The organism is Pseudomonas trivialis, from assembly GCF_001439805.1.
Lineage (GTDB): Bacteria > Pseudomonadota > Gammaproteobacteria > Pseudomonadales > Pseudomonadaceae > Aquipseudomonas > Aquipseudomonas trivialis.
In genome coordinates this window covers 389,785-411,708 of record NZ_JYLK01000001.1, presented here as the reverse complement: position 1 = coordinate 411,708, position 21,924 = coordinate 389,785, and the positions used below count along the sequence as shown (strand labels likewise).

22 protein-coding genes and 1 other RNA gene are annotated in these 21,924 nt (G+C 62.0%); 10 read left to right on the top strand and 13 right to left on the bottom strand.

Annotation, left to right across the window (positions count from 1 at the left end; genetic code table 11):
* The first annotated feature begins 77 nt into the window (after positions 1 to 77).
* Positions 78 to 1,220, top strand: coding sequence for a DegT/DnrJ/EryC1/StrS family aminotransferase (locus TU79_RS01865; protein ID WP_057006436.1), 1,143 nt, complete (start codon positions 78 to 80; stop codon positions 1,218 to 1,220).
* A gap of 140 nt (positions 1,221 to 1,360) precedes the next feature.
* Here the strand turns inward: TU79_RS01865 and gcvH are convergent, their stop codons facing one another.
* From gcvH to TU79_RS01825, 8 genes are all read right to left on the bottom strand, one after another.
* The gene (gene gcvH, locus TU79_RS01860) at positions 1,361 to 1,744 is read right to left on the bottom strand and encodes a glycine cleavage system protein GcvH (RefSeq protein WP_057006435.1); all 384 of its coding nucleotides are present in this window, start codon (positions 1,742 to 1,744) and stop codon (positions 1,361 to 1,363) included.
* A 53-nt stretch (positions 1,745 to 1,797) separates the two neighbouring features.
* A complete protein-coding gene (gene gcvT / locus TU79_RS01855) occupies positions 1,798 to 2,880 on the bottom strand; it encodes a glycine cleavage system aminomethyltransferase GcvT (RefSeq protein WP_057006434.1) in 1,083 nt (360 codons plus the stop codon).
* 156 nt (positions 2,881 to 3,036) lie between these two features.
* Positions 3,037 to 4,653, bottom strand: a complete 1,617-nt coding sequence (locus tag TU79_RS01850; RefSeq protein ID WP_057006433.1) for an ABC transporter permease — start codon at positions 4,651 to 4,653, stop codon at positions 3,037 to 3,039.
* A 156-nt stretch (positions 4,654 to 4,809) separates the two neighbouring features.
* Positions 4,810 to 5,814, bottom strand: coding sequence for an extracellular solute-binding protein (locus TU79_RS01845; protein WP_057006432.1), 1,005 nt, complete (start codon positions 5,812 to 5,814; stop codon positions 4,810 to 4,812).
* A gap of 95 nt (positions 5,815 to 5,909) precedes the next feature.
* On the bottom strand, positions 5,910 to 7,127 hold the full coding sequence (locus TU79_RS01840) for a 2-octaprenyl-3-methyl-6-methoxy-1,4-benzoquinol hydroxylase (protein ID WP_169793775.1): 1,218 nt from the start codon (positions 7,125 to 7,127) through the stop codon (positions 5,910 to 5,912).
* A 98-nt stretch (positions 7,128 to 7,225) separates the two neighbouring features.
* Entirely contained in the window at positions 7,226 to 8,413 is a 1,188-nt protein-coding gene (gene ubiH, locus TU79_RS01835) for a 2-octaprenyl-6-methoxyphenyl hydroxylase (protein ID WP_057006431.1), read from the bottom strand.
* Positions 8,410 to 9,732, bottom strand: a complete 1,323-nt coding sequence (pepP, locus tag TU79_RS01830) for a Xaa-Pro aminopeptidase (RefSeq protein ID WP_057006430.1) — start codon at positions 9,730 to 9,732, stop codon at positions 8,410 to 8,412. Before pepP ends, ubiH begins: the two co-directional genes overlap by 4 nt.
* A 19-nt stretch (positions 9,733 to 9,751) precedes the next feature.
* Positions 9,752 to 10,309, bottom strand: coding sequence for a YecA/YgfB family protein (locus TU79_RS01825; RefSeq protein WP_057006429.1), 558 nt, complete (start codon positions 10,307 to 10,309; stop codon positions 9,752 to 9,754).
* Positions 10,310 to 10,447: 138 nt separating this feature from the next.
* Between TU79_RS01825 and TU79_RS01820 the strand changes: the two genes are divergently transcribed.
* From TU79_RS01820 to TU79_RS01810, 4 genes are all read left to right on the top strand, one after another.
* Positions 10,448 to 10,657, top strand: a complete 210-nt coding sequence (locus TU79_RS01820; RefSeq protein WP_057006428.1) for a TIGR02449 family protein — start codon at positions 10,448 to 10,450, stop codon at positions 10,655 to 10,657.
* Positions 10,654 to 10,971, top strand: coding sequence for a cell division protein ZapA (locus tag TU79_RS01815; RefSeq protein WP_003234809.1), 318 nt, complete (start codon positions 10,654 to 10,656; stop codon positions 10,969 to 10,971). The genes TU79_RS01820 and TU79_RS01815 overlap by 4 nt, the downstream gene beginning before the upstream one ends.
* A gap of 30 nt (positions 10,972 to 11,001) precedes the next feature.
* Positions 11,002 to 11,180, top strand: a non-coding RNA gene (gene ssrS / locus TU79_RS24960) — 6S RNA.
* 58 nt (positions 11,181 to 11,238) lie between these two features.
* Positions 11,239 to 11,868, top strand: coding sequence for a 5-formyltetrahydrofolate cyclo-ligase (locus TU79_RS01810; RefSeq protein WP_057006427.1), 630 nt, complete (start codon positions 11,239 to 11,241; stop codon positions 11,866 to 11,868).
* A gap of 7 nt (positions 11,869 to 11,875) precedes the next feature.
* Here TU79_RS01810 and TU79_RS26235 read toward each other — a convergent pair whose 3' ends face one another.
* Positions 11,876 to 12,022, bottom strand: coding sequence for a hypothetical protein (locus TU79_RS26235; RefSeq protein WP_163001020.1), 147 nt, complete (start codon positions 12,020 to 12,022; stop codon positions 11,876 to 11,878).
* Between the two features lie 194 nt (positions 12,023 to 12,216).
* Between TU79_RS26235 and TU79_RS01805 the strand changes: the two genes are divergently transcribed.
* Together TU79_RS01805 and TU79_RS01800 are read left to right on the top strand one after the other, a co-directional pair.
* Positions 12,217 to 12,666, top strand: coding sequence for an EVE domain-containing protein (locus tag TU79_RS01805; RefSeq protein ID WP_057006426.1), 450 nt, complete (start codon positions 12,217 to 12,219; stop codon positions 12,664 to 12,666).
* A gap of 102 nt (positions 12,667 to 12,768) precedes the next feature.
* Positions 12,769 to 14,760, top strand: a complete 1,992-nt coding sequence (locus TU79_RS01800; RefSeq protein WP_057006425.1) for an acyltransferase family protein — start codon at positions 12,769 to 12,771, stop codon at positions 14,758 to 14,760.
* Here the strand turns inward: TU79_RS01800 and TU79_RS01795 are convergent.
* The gene (locus TU79_RS01795; RefSeq protein ID WP_057006424.1) at positions 14,750 to 15,157 is read right to left on the bottom strand and encodes a flagellar basal body-associated protein FliL; all 408 of its coding nucleotides are present in this window, start codon (positions 15,155 to 15,157) and stop codon (positions 14,750 to 14,752) included. The genes TU79_RS01800 and TU79_RS01795 overlap by 11 nt on opposite strands.
* A gap of 150 nt (positions 15,158 to 15,307) precedes the next feature.
* Here TU79_RS01795 and TU79_RS01790 point away from each other — a divergent pair, with 150 nt between their 5' ends.
* Positions 15,308 to 16,285 carry an NADPH:quinone oxidoreductase family protein gene (locus TU79_RS01790; RefSeq protein WP_057006423.1) on the top strand — a complete coding sequence of 326 codons (978 nt, stop codon included), beginning with the start codon at positions 15,308 to 15,310 and terminating at the stop codon, positions 16,283 to 16,285.
* Positions 16,286 to 16,474: 189 nt separating this feature from the next.
* Positions 16,475 to 17,812, top strand: a complete 1,338-nt coding sequence (gene glpT / locus TU79_RS01785) for a glycerol-3-phosphate transporter (RefSeq protein ID WP_003234821.1) — start codon at positions 16,475 to 16,477, stop codon at positions 17,810 to 17,812.
* Here glpT and TU79_RS01780 read toward each other — a convergent pair.
* Positions 17,809 to 18,462: a gamma-glutamylcyclotransferase gene (locus TU79_RS01780; protein WP_003234823.1), complete on the bottom strand. Its 654-nt coding sequence runs from the start codon at positions 18,460 to 18,462 to the stop codon at positions 17,809 to 17,811. The genes glpT and TU79_RS01780 overlap by 4 nt on opposite strands.
* A 221-nt stretch (positions 18,463 to 18,683) precedes the next feature.
* Between TU79_RS01780 and TU79_RS01775 the strand changes: the two genes are divergently transcribed.
* On the top strand, positions 18,684 to 19,166 hold the full coding sequence (locus TU79_RS01775) for a hypothetical protein (protein ID WP_057006422.1): 483 nt from the start codon (positions 18,684 to 18,686) through the stop codon (positions 19,164 to 19,166).
* 263 nt (positions 19,167 to 19,429) lie between these two features.
* Here the strand turns inward: TU79_RS01775 and TU79_RS01770 are convergent, their stop codons facing one another.
* Positions 19,430 to 20,401 (bottom strand): CDP-6-deoxy-delta-3,4-glucoseen reductase, encoded by a 972-nt coding sequence (locus TU79_RS01770; protein ID WP_057006421.1) that lies wholly within the window; start codon positions 20,399 to 20,401, stop codon positions 19,430 to 19,432.
* Positions 20,401 to 21,867 carry a 4-hydroxy-3-polyprenylbenzoate decarboxylase gene (gene ubiD / locus TU79_RS01765; protein ID WP_015373264.1) on the bottom strand — a complete coding sequence of 489 codons (1,467 nt, stop codon included), beginning with the start codon at positions 21,865 to 21,867 and terminating at the stop codon, positions 20,401 to 20,403. Before ubiD ends, TU79_RS01770 begins: the two co-directional genes overlap by 1 nt.
* Between the last annotated feature and the right edge of the window lie 57 nt (positions 21,868 to 21,924).

Sequence of the window (21,924 nt, the reverse complement as noted above, 5' to 3'; positions counted from 1 at the left end):
CAGTCGGACCGTGCAACCATGCCGGGCACTCACCGCCCTTTATTCGTCGCCACTCTGAAACGGATGCCTTTCTCGTCATGAGCCAACAGCCCTTCCTGCCGTTTTCCAAACCCACCATCGATGAAGCCACTATCTCGGCGGTCGGCGATGTGCTGCGCTCCGGCTGGATCACCAGCGGGCCGAAAGTGCAGGCATTCGAAGCACAGCTGTCGGAATATTTTGGCGGGCGCCCGGTGCGCACGTTCAACTCGGGCACCTGCACCATGGAGATTGCCTTGCGCATCGCCGGTATCGGGCCGGGCGATGAAGTCATTACCACACCCATCTCGTGGGTCGCCACGGCAAACGTGATCCTGGAGGTGGGCGCCACGCCGGTGTTTGCCGATATCGACCCGATCACGCGCAATATCGATTTGACGCAGGTCGAAGCGGCCATTACCCCGCGTACCAAGGCGATCATTCCGGTGTACCTGGCCGGTTTGCCGCTGGATATGCCAATGCTTTATGCACTGGCCAACAAGTACAACCTGCGCATCATTGAAGACGCCGCCCAGGCCCTGGGCTCCAGCTGGGATGGCGAGCGAATCGGCGCAACCGGCGACTTCGTTTCCTTCAGTTTCCAGGCGAACAAGAACATCACCTCGTCCGAGGGCGGTTGCCTGGTATTGAACAACGCCGAGGAAGCACGCCTGGCGGAAAAGTACCGCCTGCAGGGTGTCACCCGCACCGGCTTTGACGGCCTGGATGTGGACGTGTTGGGCGGCAAGTTCAACATGACCGATATCGCCGCTGCCATCGGCCTGGGCCAGTTCGCCCATATCGAAAAAATCACCGCCCACCGCCAAAATCTGGCGCGGCATTACTTCCAGTGCTTCGGCAGTGATTTTGAACAGACATACGGCGCGCAATTACCGCCAGCGGACTTCGAAAACAGCAACTGGCACCTGTTCCAACTGGTGCTGCCGGAACGCCAGGACGGCTTGCCCGCCCGCGCGACGTTCATGGAGCAGATGCAGGCCCATGGCGTCGGCATCGGTTACCACTACCCACCGATCCACCTGCTGAGCCTTTATCGGGCACAGGGTTTCAAGGAAGGCATGTTCCCGGTGGCGGAAAAAGTGGGGCGCTTGATTGTGTCGTTGCCGATGTTTACGGCAATGACCGAGGCGGATGTGGAGCGAGCGGTAGCGGCGGTCAAAGCGGTATTGAAAGCGAACTGAAAAATCCGGCTCACCTCAACCCAATGTGGGCGTTGGCTTGCCTGCGATGACATCACTGCGGTGTAACTGATACACCGAGGTGTCTGCATCGCAGGCAAGCCAGCGCCCACACTGGTTTGTGCTGTTTCAACGCTTTGCGTTTACTCGCCGATAGCAGCCTTGTAGCCGGCGGCGTCCAGCAGTTTATCCAGGTCAGCCGGGTTGCCTGGCTTGAGCTTGAAGATCCATGCGCCGTAAGGGTCGGAGTTCAGCAGCTCGGGGCTGCCACTCAGCTCTTCGTTCACAGCGATCACTTCGCCAGCCACTGGCGCGTAGATATCCGAGGCGGCCTTCACCGACTCAACCACCCCCGCCTGCCCCTCGGCTTCAAACGTGGCGCCCACTTCGGCCAACTCAACAAACACCACATCCCCCAGCGCTTCCTGGGCGTGATCGGAAATCCCGACGGTCACCGTACCGTCAGCTTCCAGACGGGCCCATTCGTGACTTTCGGCAAAACGCAGTTCGGCAGGGATAGTGCTCATATTCTGTGCCCTCTAGAAGGAATGTCGGCGGCCAAATGGCCTGCCGAAAATAGTTAGATCAGTGTCTTGCCATGGCGCACGAAGGTCGGTTTGACCACTCGAACCGGGTACCACTTGCCGCGGATCTCCACCTCGGCCCGGTCGGCCGTCGCCGTCGGTACACGCGCCAAAGCAATGGATTTGCTCAGCGTAGGGGAGAAACTACCACTGGTGATCTCTCCTTCGCCAACATTGGCGATACGAACCACCTGATGAGCACGTAAAACGCCGCGCTCCTCCAGTACCAATCCCACCAGTTTGAACTGCACACCCGCCGCCAGTTCGGCTTCCAGCGCCGCACGCCCGATGAAGTCGCGTTCGGCAGGTTCCCAGGCGATGCTCCAGGCCATGTTGGCCGCCAGGGGCGAAACGTCCTGATGAATATCCTGACCATACAGGTTCATCCCCGCTTCCAGACGCAGGGTATCGCGGGCGCCGAGGCCGATGGGGGAAATACCGGCACCGACCAGGTCGTTGAAGAAGCCCGGTGCCTGCTCGGCCGGCAGGACAATTTCCAGGCCGTCCTCGCCGGTGTAGCCGGTGCGGGCGATAAACCAGTCACCGTCGGCCTGGCCTTCAAAGGGCTTGAGCTGATGGATCAGGGTGCTGCGGGATTGGGTCACCAGCTCGGCGATTCGCTGCCGGGCATGGGGACCTTGAATGGCGAGCATCGCCAGTTCTGCCCGCTCATGCAGTTGCACCTGATAGTCGCCAAGCTGCGCCCGCATCCAGGCCAGGTCCTGATCTCGGGTGGCGGCGTTGAACACCAGCCGGTAACCGGCTTGGGTGCGATAGACGATCATGTCGTCCACCACGCCGCCCTGCTCGTTGAGCATGGCGCTGTAAAGCGCACGGCCGCAGCCATGCAAACGATCAACGTCATTGGCCAGCAGGTGCTGAAGCCACTCCCTGGCCTGAAGGCCTGTGACATCGATCACGGTCATGTGGGATACATCGAACACCCCGCAGTCGCGTCGCACCTGATGGTGCTCCTCAACTTGCGAGCCGTAGTGCAAAGGCATATCCCAACCGCCAAAATCGACCATTTTCGCGCCCAGGGCGAGATGCAGGTCATACAGAGGCGTACGCTGTCCCATGGGTTTCTCCTTCCGGGCTTGGCGAAGATGCGCAGGCTTGCCATATGCGCTGTACACCTTTAATCACAAGGCCTGCAGCCACGCACAGCGACCCGGTCCGAAAGACGGCGCGCACCGAATGCCGCGCATTGTAGCCGCAAGCCGTAGGACTGACACCTAGCCGATTGGCCGGGCCGAGCGACGAATCAGGCCGATGACCGGTAACAGGCCGACGCACACCAGCGTCAAAGCCGGCAGCGACGCCCGTGCCCACTCGCCTTCGCTGGTCATTTCAAAGATCCGCACCGCCAGCGTGTCCCAGCCAAACGGGCGCATCAGCAAGGTAGCGGGCATTTCCTTGAGCACATCGACGAACACCAGCAGCGCCGCGCTCAGGGTGCCCGGCAGCAACAGCGGCAGATACACTTTGCAAAACAGTCGTGGCCCACTGACCCCCAGACTGCGCCCCGCTTCCGGCAAGGACGGGCGGATACGCGCCAGGCTGTTTTCCAGCGGCCCGTAGGCCACCGCGAGGAACCGCACCAGATACGCCAGCACCAGCGCCGACAGGCTGCCCAGCAACAACGGCTTGCCCGCGCCACCCAGCCAGCCGGACAGCGGTACCACCAGCACGCGGTCCAGGTAGCTGAACGCCAACATGATCGATACCGCCAGCACCGACCCCGGCAACGCATAACCGACGTTGGCCAGGCTGATGCCGGTGCGAATCGCCCGGGTCGGCGCCAGTCGGTTGGCGAACGCCAGCAGCAGCGCCACGCTGACGGTGAAGAGCGCTGCGATGCCACCCAGATAAAGGGTATGCACGATCAGCCCCGTGTAACGTTCATCCAGATCGAAGCGGCCACGCTGCCAGAACCACACCACCAACTGCAGCATCGGAATCACAAAGGCACAGGCGAATACCAGACCACACCAGGCAGTGGCGGCCGCTGCCTTGACCCCGCGCAAGTGATACAGCGCCTTGCCCCGTGGCCGTTCATTGCCGGGCCGGCTGGCGCCCCGGACACGCCGCTCGCCATACAGCACCAGCATCACCACCAACAGCAACAGGCTGGCCAGTTGGGCCGCGCTGGACAGGCTGAAAAACCCGTACCAGGTCTTGTAGATCGCGGTGGTGAACGTATCGAAATTGAACACCGAGACCGCGCCGAAATCCGCCAGGGTCTCCATCAACGCCAACGCCACGCCCGCGCCGATTGCCGGCCTGGCCATCGGCAACGCGACGCGCCAGAACGCTTGCCACGGCGATTGCCCGAGTACCCGCGCCGCTTCCATCAGGCCTTTGCCCTGAGCCAGGAATGCGCTGCGCGCCAGCAGATACACGTAAGGGTAGAACACCAGCACCAGCACGATGATCACGCCGCTGGTGGAGCGCACGCGCGGCAGGCGCAAGCCGTTGCCGAACCCTTCGCGCAGCAGGCTCTGCACCGGGCCTGCAAAATCCAGCAGGCCGACAAAGACAAAGGCCAGTACATACGCCGGAATCGCAAAAGGCAGCATCAACGCCCAGTCGAGCCAGCGCCGTCCGGGGAACTCGCAGAGGCTGGTCAGCCAGGCCAGGCTGACGCCCAACAGGGTCACACCGACGCCAACGCCAAGCACCAGCGTGAGCGTATTGCCCAGCAGGCGTGGCATCTGGGTATCCCACAGGTGGGCCCAGATTTGTGCATCAACACTTTGCCAAGACAGCAACAGCACGCTCAGTGGCAATAGCACCAGGGCGGCGACGGTGAACACCGGCAGGTACCAGCGGCGTTGGGCGGGGTGAGCCAAGAGCAAACTTCCTGCGAATGACGATCCAAAGGCAAAACCCAGTGTGGGAGGGGGCTTGCTCCCGATAGCGGGTTGTCAGTCTGCTCATCAGTCACTGATCCACTGCTATCGGGAGCAAGCCCCCTCCCACATTTTGATCTGCGGCGTTTTACACGTTCAGTTCCAGCCAGCGCGATCCATCAGGCGAATCGCCTCAGCCTGGCGCTTGCCCGCCACTTCCACCGGCAAGGTATCGGCCACGAACTTGCCCCAGGTCGCCACTTCGGCAGAAGGCGGCACCGCCGGGTTGGCCGGGAACTCCTGGTTCACATCGGCAAAAATCTTCTGCGCTTCAGGCGTGGTCATCCACTCCACCAGCGCCTTGGCGGCCTCCGGGTGCGGCGCGTGTTTGGTCAGGCCGATGCCCGACAGGTTGACGTGCACACCACGGTCGCCCTGGTTCGGCCAGAACAGCTTCACCGCCAGCTCCGGCTTCTGCTTGTGCAGGCGACCGTAGTAGTAGGTGTTGACGATACCCACGTCGCATTGCCCGGCGTTGATCGCCTCCAGCACCGCAATGTCGTCAGAGAACACGTCGGTGGACAGGTTGTTGACCCAGCCCTTGACGATTTCCTCGGTCCTGGCCGCGCCGTGGGTTTCGATCAGGGTGGCGGTCAACGATTGGTTATAGACCTTCTTCGCCGTGCGCAGACACAGGCGGCCTTCCCATTGTGGGTCGGCGAGGGCTTCGTAAGTGGTCAGATCACCCGGCTTCACCCGGTCGGTGGAATAGGCGATGGTGCGCGCGCGCAGGCTCAAGCCGGTCCAGGCGTGAGCGGATGAGCGATATTGCAAAGGGATGTTCTTGTTGATGACCGCCGAGGTGAACGGTTGCAGGATGCCCATGTGCTCGGCCTGCCAGAGGTTGCCAGCGTCAACGGTGAGCAGCAGGTCGGCGGTGGCGTTTTCGCCCTCGGCCTTGATGCGCTGCATCAGCGGGGCTTCCTTGTCGGTGATGAACTTCACCTGCACACCGGTCTTTTGGGTGTAGGCGTCGAACACCGGCTTGATCAGTTCGTCGATGCGCGAGGAGTAGACCACGACTTCGTCGGCTGCCTGGGCGCTGCTGCAGCCGATCAGGGTGAGTGCCAAGGCAGTCAGGAGGCGCTGGGGTGCCGACATGGGGGCGGTCGCTCATTTGCAAAAAGAGGGCAAATGATAAGGACTCACATTTGGTAACGCTTGGTGGAGGCGTTACCAGATGTTGCACGACTACGTCAGGGTTTCGCCAACTCCGGCAGATCCCCGGTCAGCCCCAACGCCTGACGCACGAACACAGCCTTGGCTTCGGGCATCTGATTGACCATCTTCAATCCGGCATTACGCAACCAGCGCAACGGCAACTGATCGGCCTGGAACAGGCGCTCAAAGCCTTCCATCGCCGCCATCAACGCCAGGTTGTGCGGCATGCGCCGACGTTCATAGCGGCTCAGCACTTTCACCTCGGCCAGGCGTTCACCACGTTCGCTCGCCGCCAGCAGCACTTCGGCCAGCACCGCAGCATCGAGCAGGCCCAGGTTCACGCCCTGCCCCGCCAACGGATGAATCGCGTGGGCCGCGTCGCCGATCAGTGCCAGGCCTTCGGCCACATAGCGCTTGGCATGACGCTGGCGCAAGGGCACGCAGACGCGCGGGTCGGCGCTGACCACCGTTCCCAGCCGTCCTTCGAACGCGCGCTCCAGCTCACGGCAGAAGTGTTCATCGCCCAGCGCCATCAAGCGTTCGGACTCAGCCGGCGTGGTCGACCACACAATCGAGCACCAATCCTGCTGGCCGTCCCGATCCAGCGGCAGAAATGCCAGCGGGCCGGTATCGGTGAAGCGCTGCCACGCCGTACGCCGATGCGGTTGGCTGCTGCGCACGCTGGTGACGATGGCGTTGTGCAGGTAATCCCATTCGCGTGTGGGGGTGCCGGTCAGGCGGCGCACGGCGGAGTTGGCGCCATCGGCGGCCACCACCAACGGCGTACGCAGCTTGCGGCCATCCGCCAGGGTCAGCAGCCACTCGTCGCCGGAGCGACGCATCTGCTCCAGGCGCGCATTGGCCAGCAGGCCCAGGTCGCAATCGTGCAGACGCGCCAGCAAAGCGTCCTGCACCACGCGGTTTTCAACGATATGCCCAAGTACATCGGCGTGCACACTGGCCGCCGAAAAGTGGATCTGCCCGGTGCCGCTGCCGTCCCACACCTGCATCTCGCCATACGGGCTGGCGCGGCGCGCCACGATGCCATCCCACACGCCAAGCCGTTCGAGGATGCGCTGGCTGGCACCCGACAAGGCACTCACCCGGGGCTCGAACGCTGCGTCCGGGTCAAACGGTTTGACGCTCAGCGGGCTACCATCGAGCAGCAGCACCTGCAGGCCACTGCCCTGCAACGCCAGCGCCAGGGCGCTTCCGACCATTCCGGCCCCGACAATCAGCACATCTGCGCGCATGTCCATGCTTAAACCTGCCTCGCTGGCGGCCTGCGCCGCACGTAAAGGGTTTTGCCGACGCACCTGATCAAGCCAGGCATCATCGATAAAGAATTCACTCACACATCCGAGCGCGTGCCCAGGCCCATGGCCTGACGGGCGAACCAGCGCTTGGCCGGCGGCAACAGGTCCAGGCCCAGCAGGCCGAGGTTACGGCCCAATGCCACCAGCGGCTGACCGCTGCCAAACAGGCGCGTCACCTGATCGGAGAAGCCCACGGTCAGTTGCTGATCGCCGCGCTGACGGTCGCGATAAGCCTGCAAGGTCGCCAGGTCGCCCGGCACTTGCGGACCGGCCAGCAGGGCTTCGGCCAGGGCATCCGCATCGCGCAGGGACAGGTTGAAGCCCTGCCCGGCAATCGGGTGCAGGCTATGGGCCGCATTGCCAAGGACCGCCAGGTGCGAGCGCACTTGTTCTTCGGCCTCCACCAGGGTCAGCGGGTACAGATGACGCGCGCCGACTTGCTTGAACGTGCCCAGGCGGTAACCGAACACGCTCTGCAGCTCGCCGAGGAAACTGCGCTCATCGAGATCGACCAGGCGCTGGGCGTCCATGCCGATACGGGTCCAGATCAGCGCGCAGCGGTTATCCGGCAGCGGCAGCAAGGCCATCGGACCGTCATCGGTAAAACGCTCGAAAGCCTCGCCGTTGTGGGCTTCGCTCGGGGTCACATTGGCGATCAGCGCGCTCTGGTTGTACGGCCGGGTTTTAACGCCGATGCCGAGTTGTTCACGCAGGCTGGAACGGCCACCGTCGGCCAGCACCGCAAGGTCGCAAGACAGCACCGTTTCATCGTTGAGGGTCAGGCGATAGCCGTCCGGCAACGGCTCCATGCGCGTGACTTCCGCCGGGCAGCGCCAGCTCACCACGTCCTTGTCCAGGCTCTGCCACAGGCATTGGCCGAGCCAGGCATTTTCCACCACATAGCCCAGGGCCGGCACGCCTTCCTCCAGAGCGGACAGGCGCGCGGTGGAGAAACGGCCACGGTCAGACACGTGAATCTGCTTGATCGGCTCGGCGCGGCGGGCAATGTCCTGCCAGACGCCCAGCCGCTGATAGATCTGCCGCGCGCCGAATGACAGCGCCGAGGACCTCGCATCGTAGCTTGGCTGGTAGCTGTCGCCCGGGGCGAAGGGTTCGATCAGCATGATCTTCCAGCCCCGCGCCTTGGCGCCGGCCTGCAATGCCAGCGCCAGGCTCGCGCCCACCAGACCGCCGCCGACAATCGCCAGGTTGACCCGGCTCATCGGGCAGCCGCCATCAGCGCTTCGATTTCGGCGACGGTCTTGGGCACGCCGCCGGTCAGGATTTCACAGCCCTTCTTGGTCACTACCACGTCGTCCTCGATGCGCACGCCAATGCCACGCCATTTCTTTGCCACGTTCTGGTTATCCGGGGAAATATAGATACCCGGCTCCACGGTCAACACCATGCCTACTTCCAGCACACGCCACTCGCCACCGACCCGGTACTCGCCGACATCGTGCACGTCCATGCCCAGCCAGTGGCCGGCGCGGTGCATGTAAAACGTGCGGTAGGCTTCGCTGGCGATCAGCTCGTCGACATCGCCCTGCAGCAGCCCGAGGCTCACCAGCCCGGCGGTGATCACGCGCACGGTCGCCTCGTGGGCCTGGTTCCAATGTTTGTTCGGCGCAATTTCGGCAAAGGCGGCTTCCTGGGAGGCCAGCACGATCTCATAGATCGCCTTCTGCTCGGCCGAGAACTTGCCGTTGACCGGCCAGGTGCGCGTGATGTCGCTGGCGTAGCAGTCGATCTCGCAACCGGCGTCGATCAGCACCAGGTCACCGTCCTTGAGCAGCGCGTCATTTTGCTGGTAATGCAGAATGCAGCTGTTGCGCCCGGCAGCAACGATGGAGCCGTAGGCCGGCATTTTCGCGCCACCCTGACGAAACACGTAATCCAGCTCGGCTTCGAGGCTGAACTCATGCAGACCGGCGCGACTGGCCTGCATCGCCCGCACATGGGCCGCGCAGGAAATGCGCGCGGCCTCGCGCATCACCTTAAGCTCTGCCGCCGACTTGTACAGACGCATGTCGTGCAACAGATGATCCAGGGCCACGAACTCTTTGGGCGGCTGAGCGCCCAGGTGGGCTTTGGAGCGGATCACGTTGATCCACTCCATCACATGGCGGTCGAACTCGGCATTGCTGCCCATGGCCGAATACACCCGGTCGCGGCCTTCGATCAGGCCGGGCAGGATGTCGTCGATATCGGTGATGGGGAAAGCGTCGTCGGCGCCAAAGTCGCGGATCGCGCCCTCGGTGCCGGCGCGCAGGCCGTCCCACAGTTCGCGCTCGGCGTTGCGCTCGCGGCAGAACAGCACGTACTCGCCGTGCTGGCGACCGGGCATCAGCACGATCACCGCCTGCGGTTCAGGGAAGCCGCTCAGGTACTGGAAATCGCTGTCCTGGCGGTAGACATGCTCGACATCGCGATTACGAATGGCCACCGCAGCGGCCGGCAGAATCGCGATGCTGTTGGGTTCCATCTGCGCCATGAGCGCCTTGCGGCGCCGGGTGTATTCCGCTTTGGGGATATGGATCATGGGCAGAGGGGCTTCCTTTTTAGTGCAACGACGGCTTGGGTGCAGCGGGCTCAGCGGACTTTTTGGTCTCGGTGAACAGCAGCAGCGGCGCCACGCGCAGGTACTCCATGACCTCCATGTAGTCGCCTTCGCCGTCTTCGGATTCTTCCAGGGCATCTTGCACCTGGGAGATGGCGGCGAGGTCCTGCAGCACTTCCCTGGCGTCGGTGCTCAGCTCCAGGCCGCCGGCGTTCACGCCGAAACCGTGGAGAAAGCCCTGGCACCACTGGCCCAGCGCGGCGGCGCGGTCGGCCAGCGGTGCGTCGTCGGAGGGCAGCAGCAGGACGACGGTGACGTCATCGCCGGTCAGTTCGCCTTTGACCATCTCTTGCAGGCCGATCAACGCGTTGCGCACGTTATCGGTGGGTTCGGTCTCCAGCAGCTCGGCCACATCGGCCAGCCAGTTGTCGGCATCAAAGCCCACACCGGTGCAACTGCGGCCCAACAGCACGCCGTGCAGTTCGGCAGGCGAGCAGGGGTGGCCGCTGGTGCTCAGCAGTTTGGAAAAGGCATCGTACGGGGAGTTCTGAATAGGCATGGTGAGCTAGGCGCCAGACGGCGCAATGTCTAGAATGGAGCGCTGTATCCTAGCACCGGCAGACGTACCAAGACTATCGAGGGCGTCAGATCGTTTATCCTGCAGTTGCCATTCATCAGACAAATCCAGTGGAACCCAATGGAAGACACCGACCTGCAAGCGCTGATGGCCAGACTCGAACGGCTAATTGATCGGGTCGAGCAACTTAAGAGTCAAAACGGACTCCTACTAGCTCAGGAAAAGACCTGGCGCGAGGAACGCGCTCACCTCATTGAAAAAAACGAAATCGCCCGGCGTAAGGTCGAATCGATGATTTCGCGCCTGAAGGCCCTGGAGCAAGACTCATGAGTTCAAGCAATAGCGTTACCGTGCAGATCCTCGACAAAGAATATTCGATCATCTGTCCCCAGGAAGAACGCAACAATCTGGTGAGCGCTGCCCGCTACCTGGACGGCAAGATGCGTGAAATCCGCAGCAGCGGCAAAGTGATCGGCGCCGACCGCATCGCCGTGATGGCCGCGCTGAACATCACCCACGACCTGTTGCACAAGCAGGAACGCCCCGACGTACAGGCCAGCGGCTCGACTCGCGAGCAGGTGCGCGACCTGCTCGACCGCGTCGATCTGGCGCTGTCCAGCGATTCGGACGCAGCCAAGGGCTGATTGACGAGTCTGTTTAAGGTATACTCGCCCCACTCCCTGGCGTGCTTGCCAGTCGGCGATGTCCCGGAGCCGATTCGCACTACCCTGGAAGTTGCACGTTGGGCTGGTGTGCATGTCCGCTAGACGGAAAGCCTTAAAGCCTACTGCTTCTTCCACCTTGAACTTTCGGGTTCAAGGGCTTAGTCGACAGCGGTTCTGTCGGGGAGCCTGAATTCCCAAACTCAATGCCAGTCCTCGGACTGGCATTGTTTTATGAGCCGGAAACCCATGACCGAACCTGCGCCGCTTTCCCGTCCGCAACTTCGACGCATGTTGCGCAACGCCCGTCGCGCCCTCACGCCGAGCGAGCAGCGCCAGGCCGCCTTGGGCCTGTATCGGCAACTGGCACAGCACCCGCTGTTTCGCCGGGCCAAACATATTTCCCTGTATCTGCCGACGGACGGTGAAATCGATCCGCGTCTGCTGCTGCGTGCGGCCCAGCGCCGTGGCAAGGCCACCTACCTGCCAGTGCTGAGCGCCTGGCCGCGGACCAAGATGGTGTTCCAGCGCGTGCGTCCCGGGGAGGCATTGCGGCCCAACCGCTTTCGCATTCTGGAGCCACGGGTGAATGCCCGCCGCCAGCGCAAGGTGTGGGCGCTGGACCTGGTGCTGCTGCCGCTGGTGGGGTTCGATGATGTGGGCGGACGCCTGGGCATGGGCGGCGGATTCTATGACCGCAGCCTGGCCTACCTCGCCCGCCGCAAGCACTGGCGCAAGCCTACGCTGCTGGGCCTGGCCCATGAATGTCAGAAGGTTGATCGTCTGGCGCAGGCCAGTTGGGATGTGCCATTGGCGGGCACCGTCACTGACAGGCAGTGGTATATCGCAGGAGCGCCACTGGAATCAGCGGCGCCTTGAAGCGGGGTTAACGCTTGTACTGTTGCTGCACGGGAGAGAGCTGGGCCGGCGCATCGGTCTTGTTTGTCCACAAGCTTTGCGCATACCCGGTGGTCACGACACCCAGACCAAATAAAATCACCAAAATCCATAGTAAATCCGGTTTACGTTGCATCGATTGCCCCCCTTCAGGCATCTCGTACACGATGACAACAACGTTCCAAAGTAGTCCGTTGCAGCTGCGTCAAGCTTAAAAGCCGGCATTCTGCGGTAACGTGAACCAACACGCAAACCTTGGCGCCAACCGACTGTCGGTTTGTCATGGAATTGCCCGACAGCTCGCCCAACGCCCTTTTCAGGAATCCGACAATGGCCTACTGGTTGATGAAATCCGAGCCCGACGAACTCTCCATAAACGGCCTGAAAAAGCTCGGCGAAGCCCGCTGGGACGGGGTGCGCAATTACCAGGCGCGCAACTTCCTGCGGGCCATGGCCGTGGGCGATGAATTCTTTTTTTACCATTCCAGCTGCCCCGAGCCCGGCATTGCCGGCATCGGCAAAATCATCAAGGCCGCTTACCCGGACCCTACCGCGCTGGAGCCTGAAAGCCACTACTTCGACGCCAAGGCCAGCGCCGATAAAAATCCGTGGAGTGCGATTGATGTGGCGCATGTGCAGGCGTTTCCCAAGGTGCTGGGCCTGGGTTACCTGAAACAGCAAGCCGCGCTTGTCGAGTTGCCGCTGGTGCAAAAAGGCAGCCGTTTGTCGGTGATGCCGGTCACGGCTGAGCAATGGGCGGCCGTGCTGACGCTGCGCTGAGCGCCCGAAACACCTGGAGGCATACCTGTCCGAACGGCTAGTCGCGGCGGACAACAGGGTTTGGCAGAATCGTCGACCCCGTTGTCCAGGAAGGAAGATCCCGTGACGCGTTCCACTTGTGCTTACCTACCCGCCATAGACGGCATGCGCGCCATAGCCGTGCTCAGCGTGATCATTTTCCACCTGGATTTTCTCGACCTGCTGCCCGGCGGGTTCACCGGCGTCGACCTGTTTTTCGTCATCTCAGGCTATGTGATCAGCCAATCCCTGTGGGCACGCCGCGACCTGCCTACGGGCGCGTACCTGAAAGACTTCTACCGTCGCCGCCTGCTGCGCATCATGCCGGCGTTGCTGGCGGTACTCTCTGTGAGCTTCATGCTGTCGGCGATGTTCACGCCGCAGTTCTGGCTCAGCGAACTGATCGACAGTACGGGTCTCGCGGCTTTCTTTGGCCTGAGCAACTTCGTGCTGGCCTGGAATACCGACACCTATTTCTCCCCCACCGCCGAACTCAACCCTTACCTGCACACCTGGTCGCTGGGGGTTGAAGAGCAGTTCTACCTGATCTTCCCGGCATTGTTTTTTATCTGGTTACGCTACCGGCAACGCGTTGCGATCGTGTGGGCCGTGCTGCCGTTGATGGCCGCTGCTTCACTGATCGTCGGGGCCTATCAGGTCAACGCCGCGCCGCTGTCGGCGTTCTACCTGCTGCCCGGGCGCTTTTGGGAACTGGCTTCGGGAGCGCTGCTGTTCCAACTCATCGGCACGGCGCCGCGCTTCAACCGATGGGCGCCTGCCATGTTGGCCGCCGGTCTGGGTTTGGTCTTCGTCGGTTTGCTGTTCGCCAACCCCGGCCGATTCCCGTTTCCCTGGGCGGTGGTCAGCGTGGCGGGCGCGCTCTTGATGCTCGCCGGAATCGTGCTGCAAGCCGATCAACCACCCGGTGCGCTGCAACGCCTGCTGCAAAACCGAGTGGTGACCTACCTCGGCCGACTGTCGTATTCGCTGTACCTGTGGCATTGGCCGGTCGCGGTGTTCCTGCGCTGGACCACCGGGCTCGAGCTGCTTGCGGTGCAACTGCTTTACCCGGTGCTGGTACTCGCCCTCTCAGCAGCGTCCTACCACTGGATCGAGATGCCGATTCGCACCGGCCGCTCCGTGGTGCAACGCCAGGCATGGCCTGCGATTGCCAGTGTCGCGGGCGTCACCGGGCTGCTGTGGCTGGGGGCACAGTGGGTGTCGACGAACGCATCGACCCTGTCACTCAGCCAGACCCGCGACAGTTACACCTGGTACGCCTACAAACATTATCCACAGGAAGACTTTGAAACCCTTGATGACCCGCGCCTGCAGGGACGCCAGCTGTTCGTCATGGGGGACTCGCATACGGCAGCCTACCGTACCTTGCTGAAGCTGATCTCGCTCAAGCTCGGGGTGACGGTGGTGGAATATGAACAAGGGGGTTGCGCTGTGGCCAGCTTGATTGGGCCGGACCCCGCGCGCTGCGCGCCGTCGCGCGAAGTCCAGCTCAAGCAGATCGAAGCCCGCGCCAAGCCGGGTGACGTGGTGTTCCTGGCCTCCCTGCGCATGCCCGAACTCACCGACCGCCCATGGCGCGAAGGTGAGTCAGCGATGATTGATGAAGCGCTGAAAGAGCTGAATGACAAGAACATGGAAGCGGCGCGGACCGATGCAGAGCGATTATTGCAACGCCTGCAGGCGGCACAACTCAATATCCTGATCGACGCCCCCAAACCTGTGTTCAAGGCCGCGCCCAATCGTTGCTCGGACTGGTTCAATCGCATGAACCCGGTGTGCGCGCCGGGCCTGACGATGGAGCGCGATCAGCTTGAGCGGCTGCGCGCGCCGCAGATGCAATTGCTGCGACAACTGGAGACGCGTTATCCGGCCTTGCATACCTGGGATCCGTTGCCGCTGTTGTGCGCCGGTCCCACCTGTTCGGCCTACGACGCCAACGCCAAACCGCTGTTCTTCGACTCCAATCACCTCAGTGGCCATGGCAACAGGGTACTGGAGCCTGCTTTTACCGCAGCCTTGCTGAAAATATGGGAGGTACCACCGGCTACTGAATGATCAGGTTGTTGAACAACAGGTCTTCCACCATCGGCTTGCCGGTCTCATCGTTCATGACCTGCTGGGTTTGCTTCAGGGCTTCCTGACGCAGTTTTTCCTTACCTTCGACGGTGCTCATGGCTTCGCTGGTCTGCTGGGTAAACAGCGCCACCAGTTGGTTACGGATCAGCGGGTCATTGGCCTTGACCGCCGCAGCCGCTTCGGTACCGGTGACACGCAGGGCGATATCGGCTTTGAACACCTTGAGTTTCGCCGTGCCATCCAGGCCATAGTTGCCCACGAACGGCGGGGTGAGGCTGATATAACTGACCTTCGGCGCCTCACCTTCCTTGGCTTCTTCGGCCTGAGCCGCCATAGGCAAGATCAGGGCCAGCATCAACAGGATCCACGCTTTCACAATTCATTCCTCACATTCGGTTGCCAAGCAGCATAACGCCAGCAAAGCAGAGCACAAGCTTATGGCGACTCATCAGGCCCGGGCATGCTCGTTGACCCGCGGGCGTTCCCTCCTACACTTATCGGCCAAGACGCCAAAAGGAATAGTCCGATGAAAGCTGTGCTGTGCAAAGCCTTCGGCCCCGCCGAAACCCTGGTGCTGGAAGAGATCGAAAGCCCGGCGTTCAAAAAGAACGAAGTGCTGCTGGACGTGCACGCGGCCGGGGTGAATTTCCCGGATACTCTTATTATCGAGGGCAAGTACCAGTTCAAACCGCCCTTCCCGTTCTCACCGGGTGGCGAAGCGGCGGGAGTGGTCAGCGCAGTCGGCGAAAAAGTCAGCCACCTGAAAGTCGGCGACCGCGTGATGGCCCTGACCGGCTGGGGCAGCTTTGCCGAACAGGTCGCCGTGCCTGGCTACAACGTGTTGCCGATCCCGCCGAGCATGGACTTCAACATCGCCGCCGCCTTCAGCATGACCTACGGCACTTCGATGCACGCGCTCAAGCAACGGGCCAACCTGCAACCTGGCGAGACCCTGCTGGTACTCGGCGCCTCCGGGGGCGTGGGCCTGGCCGCCGTGGAAATCGGCAAGGCCATGGGCGCGCGGGTGATCGCCGCCGTCAGCAGCGCCGATAAACTTGCCGTGGCCAAGGCGGCCGGCGCCGATGAACTGATCAACTACAGCGACGCCAGCCTCAAGGACGAGGTCAAGCGCCTGACCGATGGCAACGGCGCCGATGTGATCTACGACCCGGTGGGCGGCGACCTGTTTGACCAGGCCATCCGCGCCATTGCCTGGAACGGTCGCCTGCTGGTGGTCGGTTTTGCCAGCGGACGCATTCCCGAACTGCCGGTGAATCTGGCACTGCTCAAGGGTGCGGCGGTGGTCGGTGTGTTCTGGGGCTCGTTCGCCCAGCGCCAACCGCAGGACAATGCGGCGAATTTTCAGCAACTGTTCACCTGGTATGGCGAAGGCCGGTTGAAACCGCTGGTGTCAAAAATGTATCCGCTGGATCAAGCGGCCCAGGCGATCAATGACCTGGGGCAGCGCAAGGCGGTGGGCAAGGTTGTCGTCCAGACGCGCTGACTAAAATCAAAGGCCAGCCCCTCCAACATTCGGATCAGTGGCGGCCCTGGCGCGCAATCACGACTCGCACTTACTCATTTGCGACATGTTCGGATTTCTTGTGTTTGCCAATAGGAGGCGATGCTATTTTCGGTAACGAAACTGTAACATTCGCATCCGCAGTCAAAACAAGAAATCTGGAGCTCTTGAATGTTTGCTTTCTTTCGTCCTGCCGCGCACCAGGCGCCCCTGCCTGAAGAAAAAATAGACAGTACCTACCGACGACTGCGCTGGCAGATCTTCGCCGGTATTTTCATCGGTTACGCGGGTTACTACCTGCTGCGCAAAAACTTCTCCCTGGCCATGCCCTACCTGATCGACGAGGGTTATACCCGTGGTCAGTTGGGCTTGGCGATGTCGGCGATCGCGATTGCCTACGGCTTGTCCAAGTTCCTCATGGGCCTGGTGTCCGACCGCTCCAACCCGCGCTACTTCCTGCCCTTCGGCCTGTTGGTATCGGCGGGCGTGATGTTCATTTTCGGTTTCGCACCCTGGGCAACGTCCAGCGTGACCATGATGTTCATCCTGCTGTTCATCAACGGCTGGGCCCAGGGCATGGGCTGGCCGCCAAGCGGTCGGACCATGGTGCACTGGTGGTCGCAGAAGGAACGCGGCGGCGTGGTGTCGGTGTGGAACGTGGCGCACAACGTCGGCGGCGGCCTGATCGGTCCGCTGTTCCTGCTGGGCATGGCCTGGTTCAACGACTGGCATGCGGCCTTCTACGTGCCGGCGACCGTGGCATTGCTGGTGGCGGCATTTGCCTTCATCACCATGCGGGACACTCCGCAATCGGTAGGCCTGCCGCCCATCGAGCAATACAAGAACGATTACCCGGAAGGCTACGATGCCAGCCACGAGGAAGAATTCAGCGCCAAGGAAATCTTCGTCAAATACGTGCTGCGCAACAAAATGCTGTGGTACATCGCGTTTGCCAACGTCTTCGTCTACCTGCTGCGCTACGGCGTGCTGGACTGGGCACCGACATACCTGAAGGAAGCCAAGCACTTTACCGTCGACAAATCGTCGTGGGCCTACTTTTTCTATGAGTGGGCAGGTATTCCGGGCACGCTGCTGTGCGGCTGGATGTCGGACAAGATCTTCCGTGGCAACCGTGGCCTGACCGGCATTGTGTTCATGGCGCTGGTGACCGTGGCCACCCTGGTGTACTGGCTCAACCCGCCGGGCAACCCGACCGTCGACATGATCGCCCTGGTATCGATCGGCTTCCTGATCTACGGCCCGGTGATGCTGATCGGCCTGCAGGCGTTGGAACTGGCGCCGAAAAAAGCCGCCGGCACCGCTGCGGGCTTCACTGGTCTGTTCGGTTACCTGGGTGGTTCGGTGGCCGCAAGTGCCGCCATGGGCTATACCGTTGACCATTTCGGCTGGGACGGTGGCTTTGTGCTTCTGATTGGCGCGTGCCTGCTGGCGATTGCGTTCCTGATCCCGACGCTGTGGCACACCAACAGTGTCAGCTCGGCACGTTAATCCGCCGCGCAATCCTTGATACAACGCTTGAGCCGCGCCTCCAGGTTTTTATCTGGCATGGCGTGGCTGCGCAGGGCGTTGACGGTCTGCTCGACATAATCGCGGGTGGTGCCGTAACGCCCGCATGCGCTCTGCAATACGTGGTTGAGCACGATATCGGGCAGGTTGCCGGCATAGCTGGGCAAGTGCCGCTCCAACACAAATCCCAGCGCCTGAACCTGACTGCCATCTTCCAGACGGCAGCTGAGCCAGTGCGGCTTGTAGGAGGGATAAGGCATCTCGCGCTGCCACAAGGCGTAAAGTGACGCCTCCAGTTGATCTTCCGGCAAGCGATAGGCGAACCCGCTGCACGAACCGCCGCGATCAAGCCCGAATACCAGCCCCGGCAACTCCGGCGTACCCCGGTGCTCGTGGGACCACAGGTACAGCCCGCGATGATAGCCATGCACCCGTGCCCGCACGCGTTCGGTCGACGAACATTCAGGGCGCCAGATTAACGAACCGTAAGCAAACAGCCACACCGGCCCACCCTTGTGCCGCGCCATGGTGGCCTGCATCGAGCTCATCAATTGTTCGTGAGTGAGTTGCGGCCCCAGATCGAGTCGCGGAGGGTAAGCCAATTGCAGAAGATCGGTTTCTATGGCGGTCATGGCGAAAAGCGGTACGCCTCCTGTGTATTACCAGTTGTGAGGGACTTTACCGCAATAAAACGCAACGCTGTAAGCGCACGGCCCACCTTTGGTCAGGATTGAGCCCGGCACTTCCAGTACTTTCAGCCCCGGTTCAGCCTTGTAACGTGCCCTGGCGCCAGAATGGCGCACACGTTACGGCCCGTCGTCCGCTCATCACACCGACTACCGAGGTCGCCTCCATGAAAAAGATCCGACTGCCAGGCCTGCTGTTTCTGGCCCAGGCCGCCACTGCTTTCGCCGCAGAAGTGCCACCGGCCGAAGATGACAAAGGCTTCTGGTATGCGCAGACCAGCGTGTATACCCGACACTTTGCGCCAGACCCTGACCACAACAACAAACAGAACCTGATCGGCCTGGAACGCAATGAGGCCTCGGGTTTTGTGTATGGCGGGGCGACGTTTCGCAACTCGTTCGGCCAACGTTCGTACTACGCCTACGCGGGCCAGCGCTACGACATGGCGGATTACCCGGTGTACCTGAAGATCACGGGCGGAGCGATGCAGGGCTATCGCGGCAAATACCGCGACAAGATCCCGCTGAACCGGCTTGGCGTGGCGCCGGTGATTATCCCGTCGGTGGGCACGTATTACGGGCCGGTGGCGGCGGAGGTCGTGTTGCTCGGGTTCAATGCAGTGATGCTGACCACGGGCGTGCGATTCTAGGCGAAGCAGCTCTTCTCAAACACAAAATAACTTATTGATTTAAAAATGAAGTTTCAGGCAGCCACACTCCTGTGGCGAGCGGGCTTGCCCCGCGCTGGGCTGTGCAGCAGCCCCAAACCATGTTCTGCGTAGTGTCAGGTACACCGCGTTTTCTTTGATTGGGGGCGCTTCGCCCCCCGACGCGGGGCAAGCCCGCTCGCCACAGAGGCCCCGGTTTGCTGCGCGACAGCGCTAGGAGCCTCCCACAGCGCCAATGCATAACATCAGGGCCGTGGCGCGTAGGCAAACACGTCGGCACGCATCTGATGGGCGTCCATGCCGGCTTCGACCAGCGCATCAAGGGTGCCGTAGATCATTGCCGGTGAACCGCTGGCGTACACATGCACCGCCGTAAGGTCGGTGATGTCTTCGCACACGGCTTCATGCAGCAACCCGCAACGCCCCTCCCAGCCGCACAGGTCACTGACCACCTTGTGCAGGAACAGGTTGGGCAATTGCCGCCACTGGTCCCAGTGTTCGATTTCGTAAAAGTCTTCCGGGCGACGCACGCCCCAGTACAGGTGCACCGGGTGTTTGAAGCCCGACGCGCGGCAATGCTCGATCAGGCTGTGCATCTGTGCCATGCCGGTGCCGGCGGCGATCAGCACCAGCGGGCCGTCCGGCAGCTCGGCCAGGTGTGTGTCGCCAAACGGCAGCTCGACGCGGGCCATCCGGTCACGCTGCAATTGTTCGAGCAAGTCGCGGGCGCTGTCCTCGCGCACCAGCACATGCAGTTCCAGCTCACGCCCGGCATGGGGCGCCGAAGCCAGGGAAAACGCCGACTTTTTCTCGCCATTGTCCCGCTCGATCATCAGGTACTGCCCGGCGTGGTAACGCACCGCCTTGCCGGCCGGTGCCAGCAGGCGCACGCGCCATACATCACCACCGACCTCGACGCACTCACTCAATTGGCACGCCAACTTGCGCAACGGCAACTCTCCCGGCGCCAGCACGCCATCCCACAATACGATGCAATCTTCCAGCGGCTCGGCGATGCAGGTGTAGAACTCGCCGTGGTCGAGCACCTCGCCATTTTGCTGCACGCGCCCCTCCACCAGCAGCGCCACGCACACGTGGCACACGCCATTGCGACACGCCTGCGGGCATTCGTAGCCCAGACGGCGTGCGCCCTCAAGGATTCGCTCGCCAGGGACAAGCTCCAATACAGCGCCGGAAGGTTGCAGGGTTACACGCATCAATCTATTCCCAATTCTTTCCAGATCGCATCGACACGTGCCGTGACGGCTTCATCCTTGACGATCACCCTGCCCCACTCGCGAGTGGTTTCGCCCGGCCACTTGTGCGTGGCATCCAGGCCCATTTTCGAGCCCAGGCCCGATACCGGCGAGGCGAAGTCAAGGTAGTCGATCGGCGTGTTATCGATCATCACCGTGTCGCGCTTGGGGTCCATGCGCGTGGTGATGGCCCAGATCACGTCATTCCAGTCGCGGGCATTGATATCGTCGTCGGTGACGATAACGAACTTGGTGTACATGAACTGTCGCAAAAACGACCACACACCCAGCATTACCCGCTTGGCATGCCCCGGGTACGACTTCTTCATGGTCACGATGGCCATCCGGTACGAACAGCCTTCGGGCGGCAGGTAGAAATCGGTGATTTCCGGGAACTGCTTTTGCAGGATCGGCACGAACACTTCGTTGAGCGCCACGCCGAGAATGGCCGGCTCATCGGGCGGGCGGCCGGTGTAGGTGCTGTGATAGATCGGCTTGATCCGATGGGTGATGCGCTCCACGGTAAACACCGGGAAGCTGTCGACCTCGTTGTAGTAGCCGGTGTGGTCGCCGTAGGGCCCTTCATCGGCCATTTCGCCCGGATGAATCACCCCTTCGAGGATGATTTCGGCAGTGGCCGGCACTTGCAGATCGTTGCCACGGCATTTCACCAGCTCGGTACGGTTACCGCGCAACAGGCCGGCGAACGCGTATTCGGAGAGGCTGTCTGGCACCGGGGTCACGGCGCCCAGGATCGTGGCGGGGTCGGCGCCCAGCGCTACGGAGACCGGGAACGGCTTGCCGGGATGCTTTTCGCACCACTCGCGAAAATCCAGGGCGCCGCCACGGTGGCTCAGCCAGCGCATGATCACCTTGTTGCGGCCGATCACTTGCTGACGGTAAATGCCGAGGTTCTGGCGATCCTTGTTCGGGCCTTTGGTGACGGTCAGTCCCCAGGTGATCAGCGGGCCGACGTCACCGGGCCAGCAGGTCTGCACCGGGAGCATGGCCAGGTCCACGTCATCGCCCTCGATGACCACTTCCTGGCACACCGCGTCCTTGACCACCTTGGGCGCCATGGCAATGATCTTGCGAAAGATCGGCAGCTTCGACCAGGCGTCCTTCAACCCCTTGGGCGGCTCGGGCTCCTTGAGAAAGGCCAGCAGCTTGCCGATCTCGCGCAGCTCGCTGACCGACTCGGCGCCCATGCCAAAAGCCACGCGCTCGGGGGTGCCGAACAGGTTGCCGAGCACCGGGATATCAAAGCCGGTCGGGTTCTCGAACAGCAGCGCCGGGCCCTTGCTGCGCAAGGTGCGGTCGCAAATCTCAGTCATTTCCAGCACCGGGGAAATCGGCATCTGGATGCGTTTCAACTCTCCGCGCTGCTCAAGTTGCTGCACGAAATCCCGAAGATCCTTGAATTTCATTAACCCTGCCACCCGTAAAATAGGCTTACATCCTACCTGCTCTGAGGACGGCTGGCA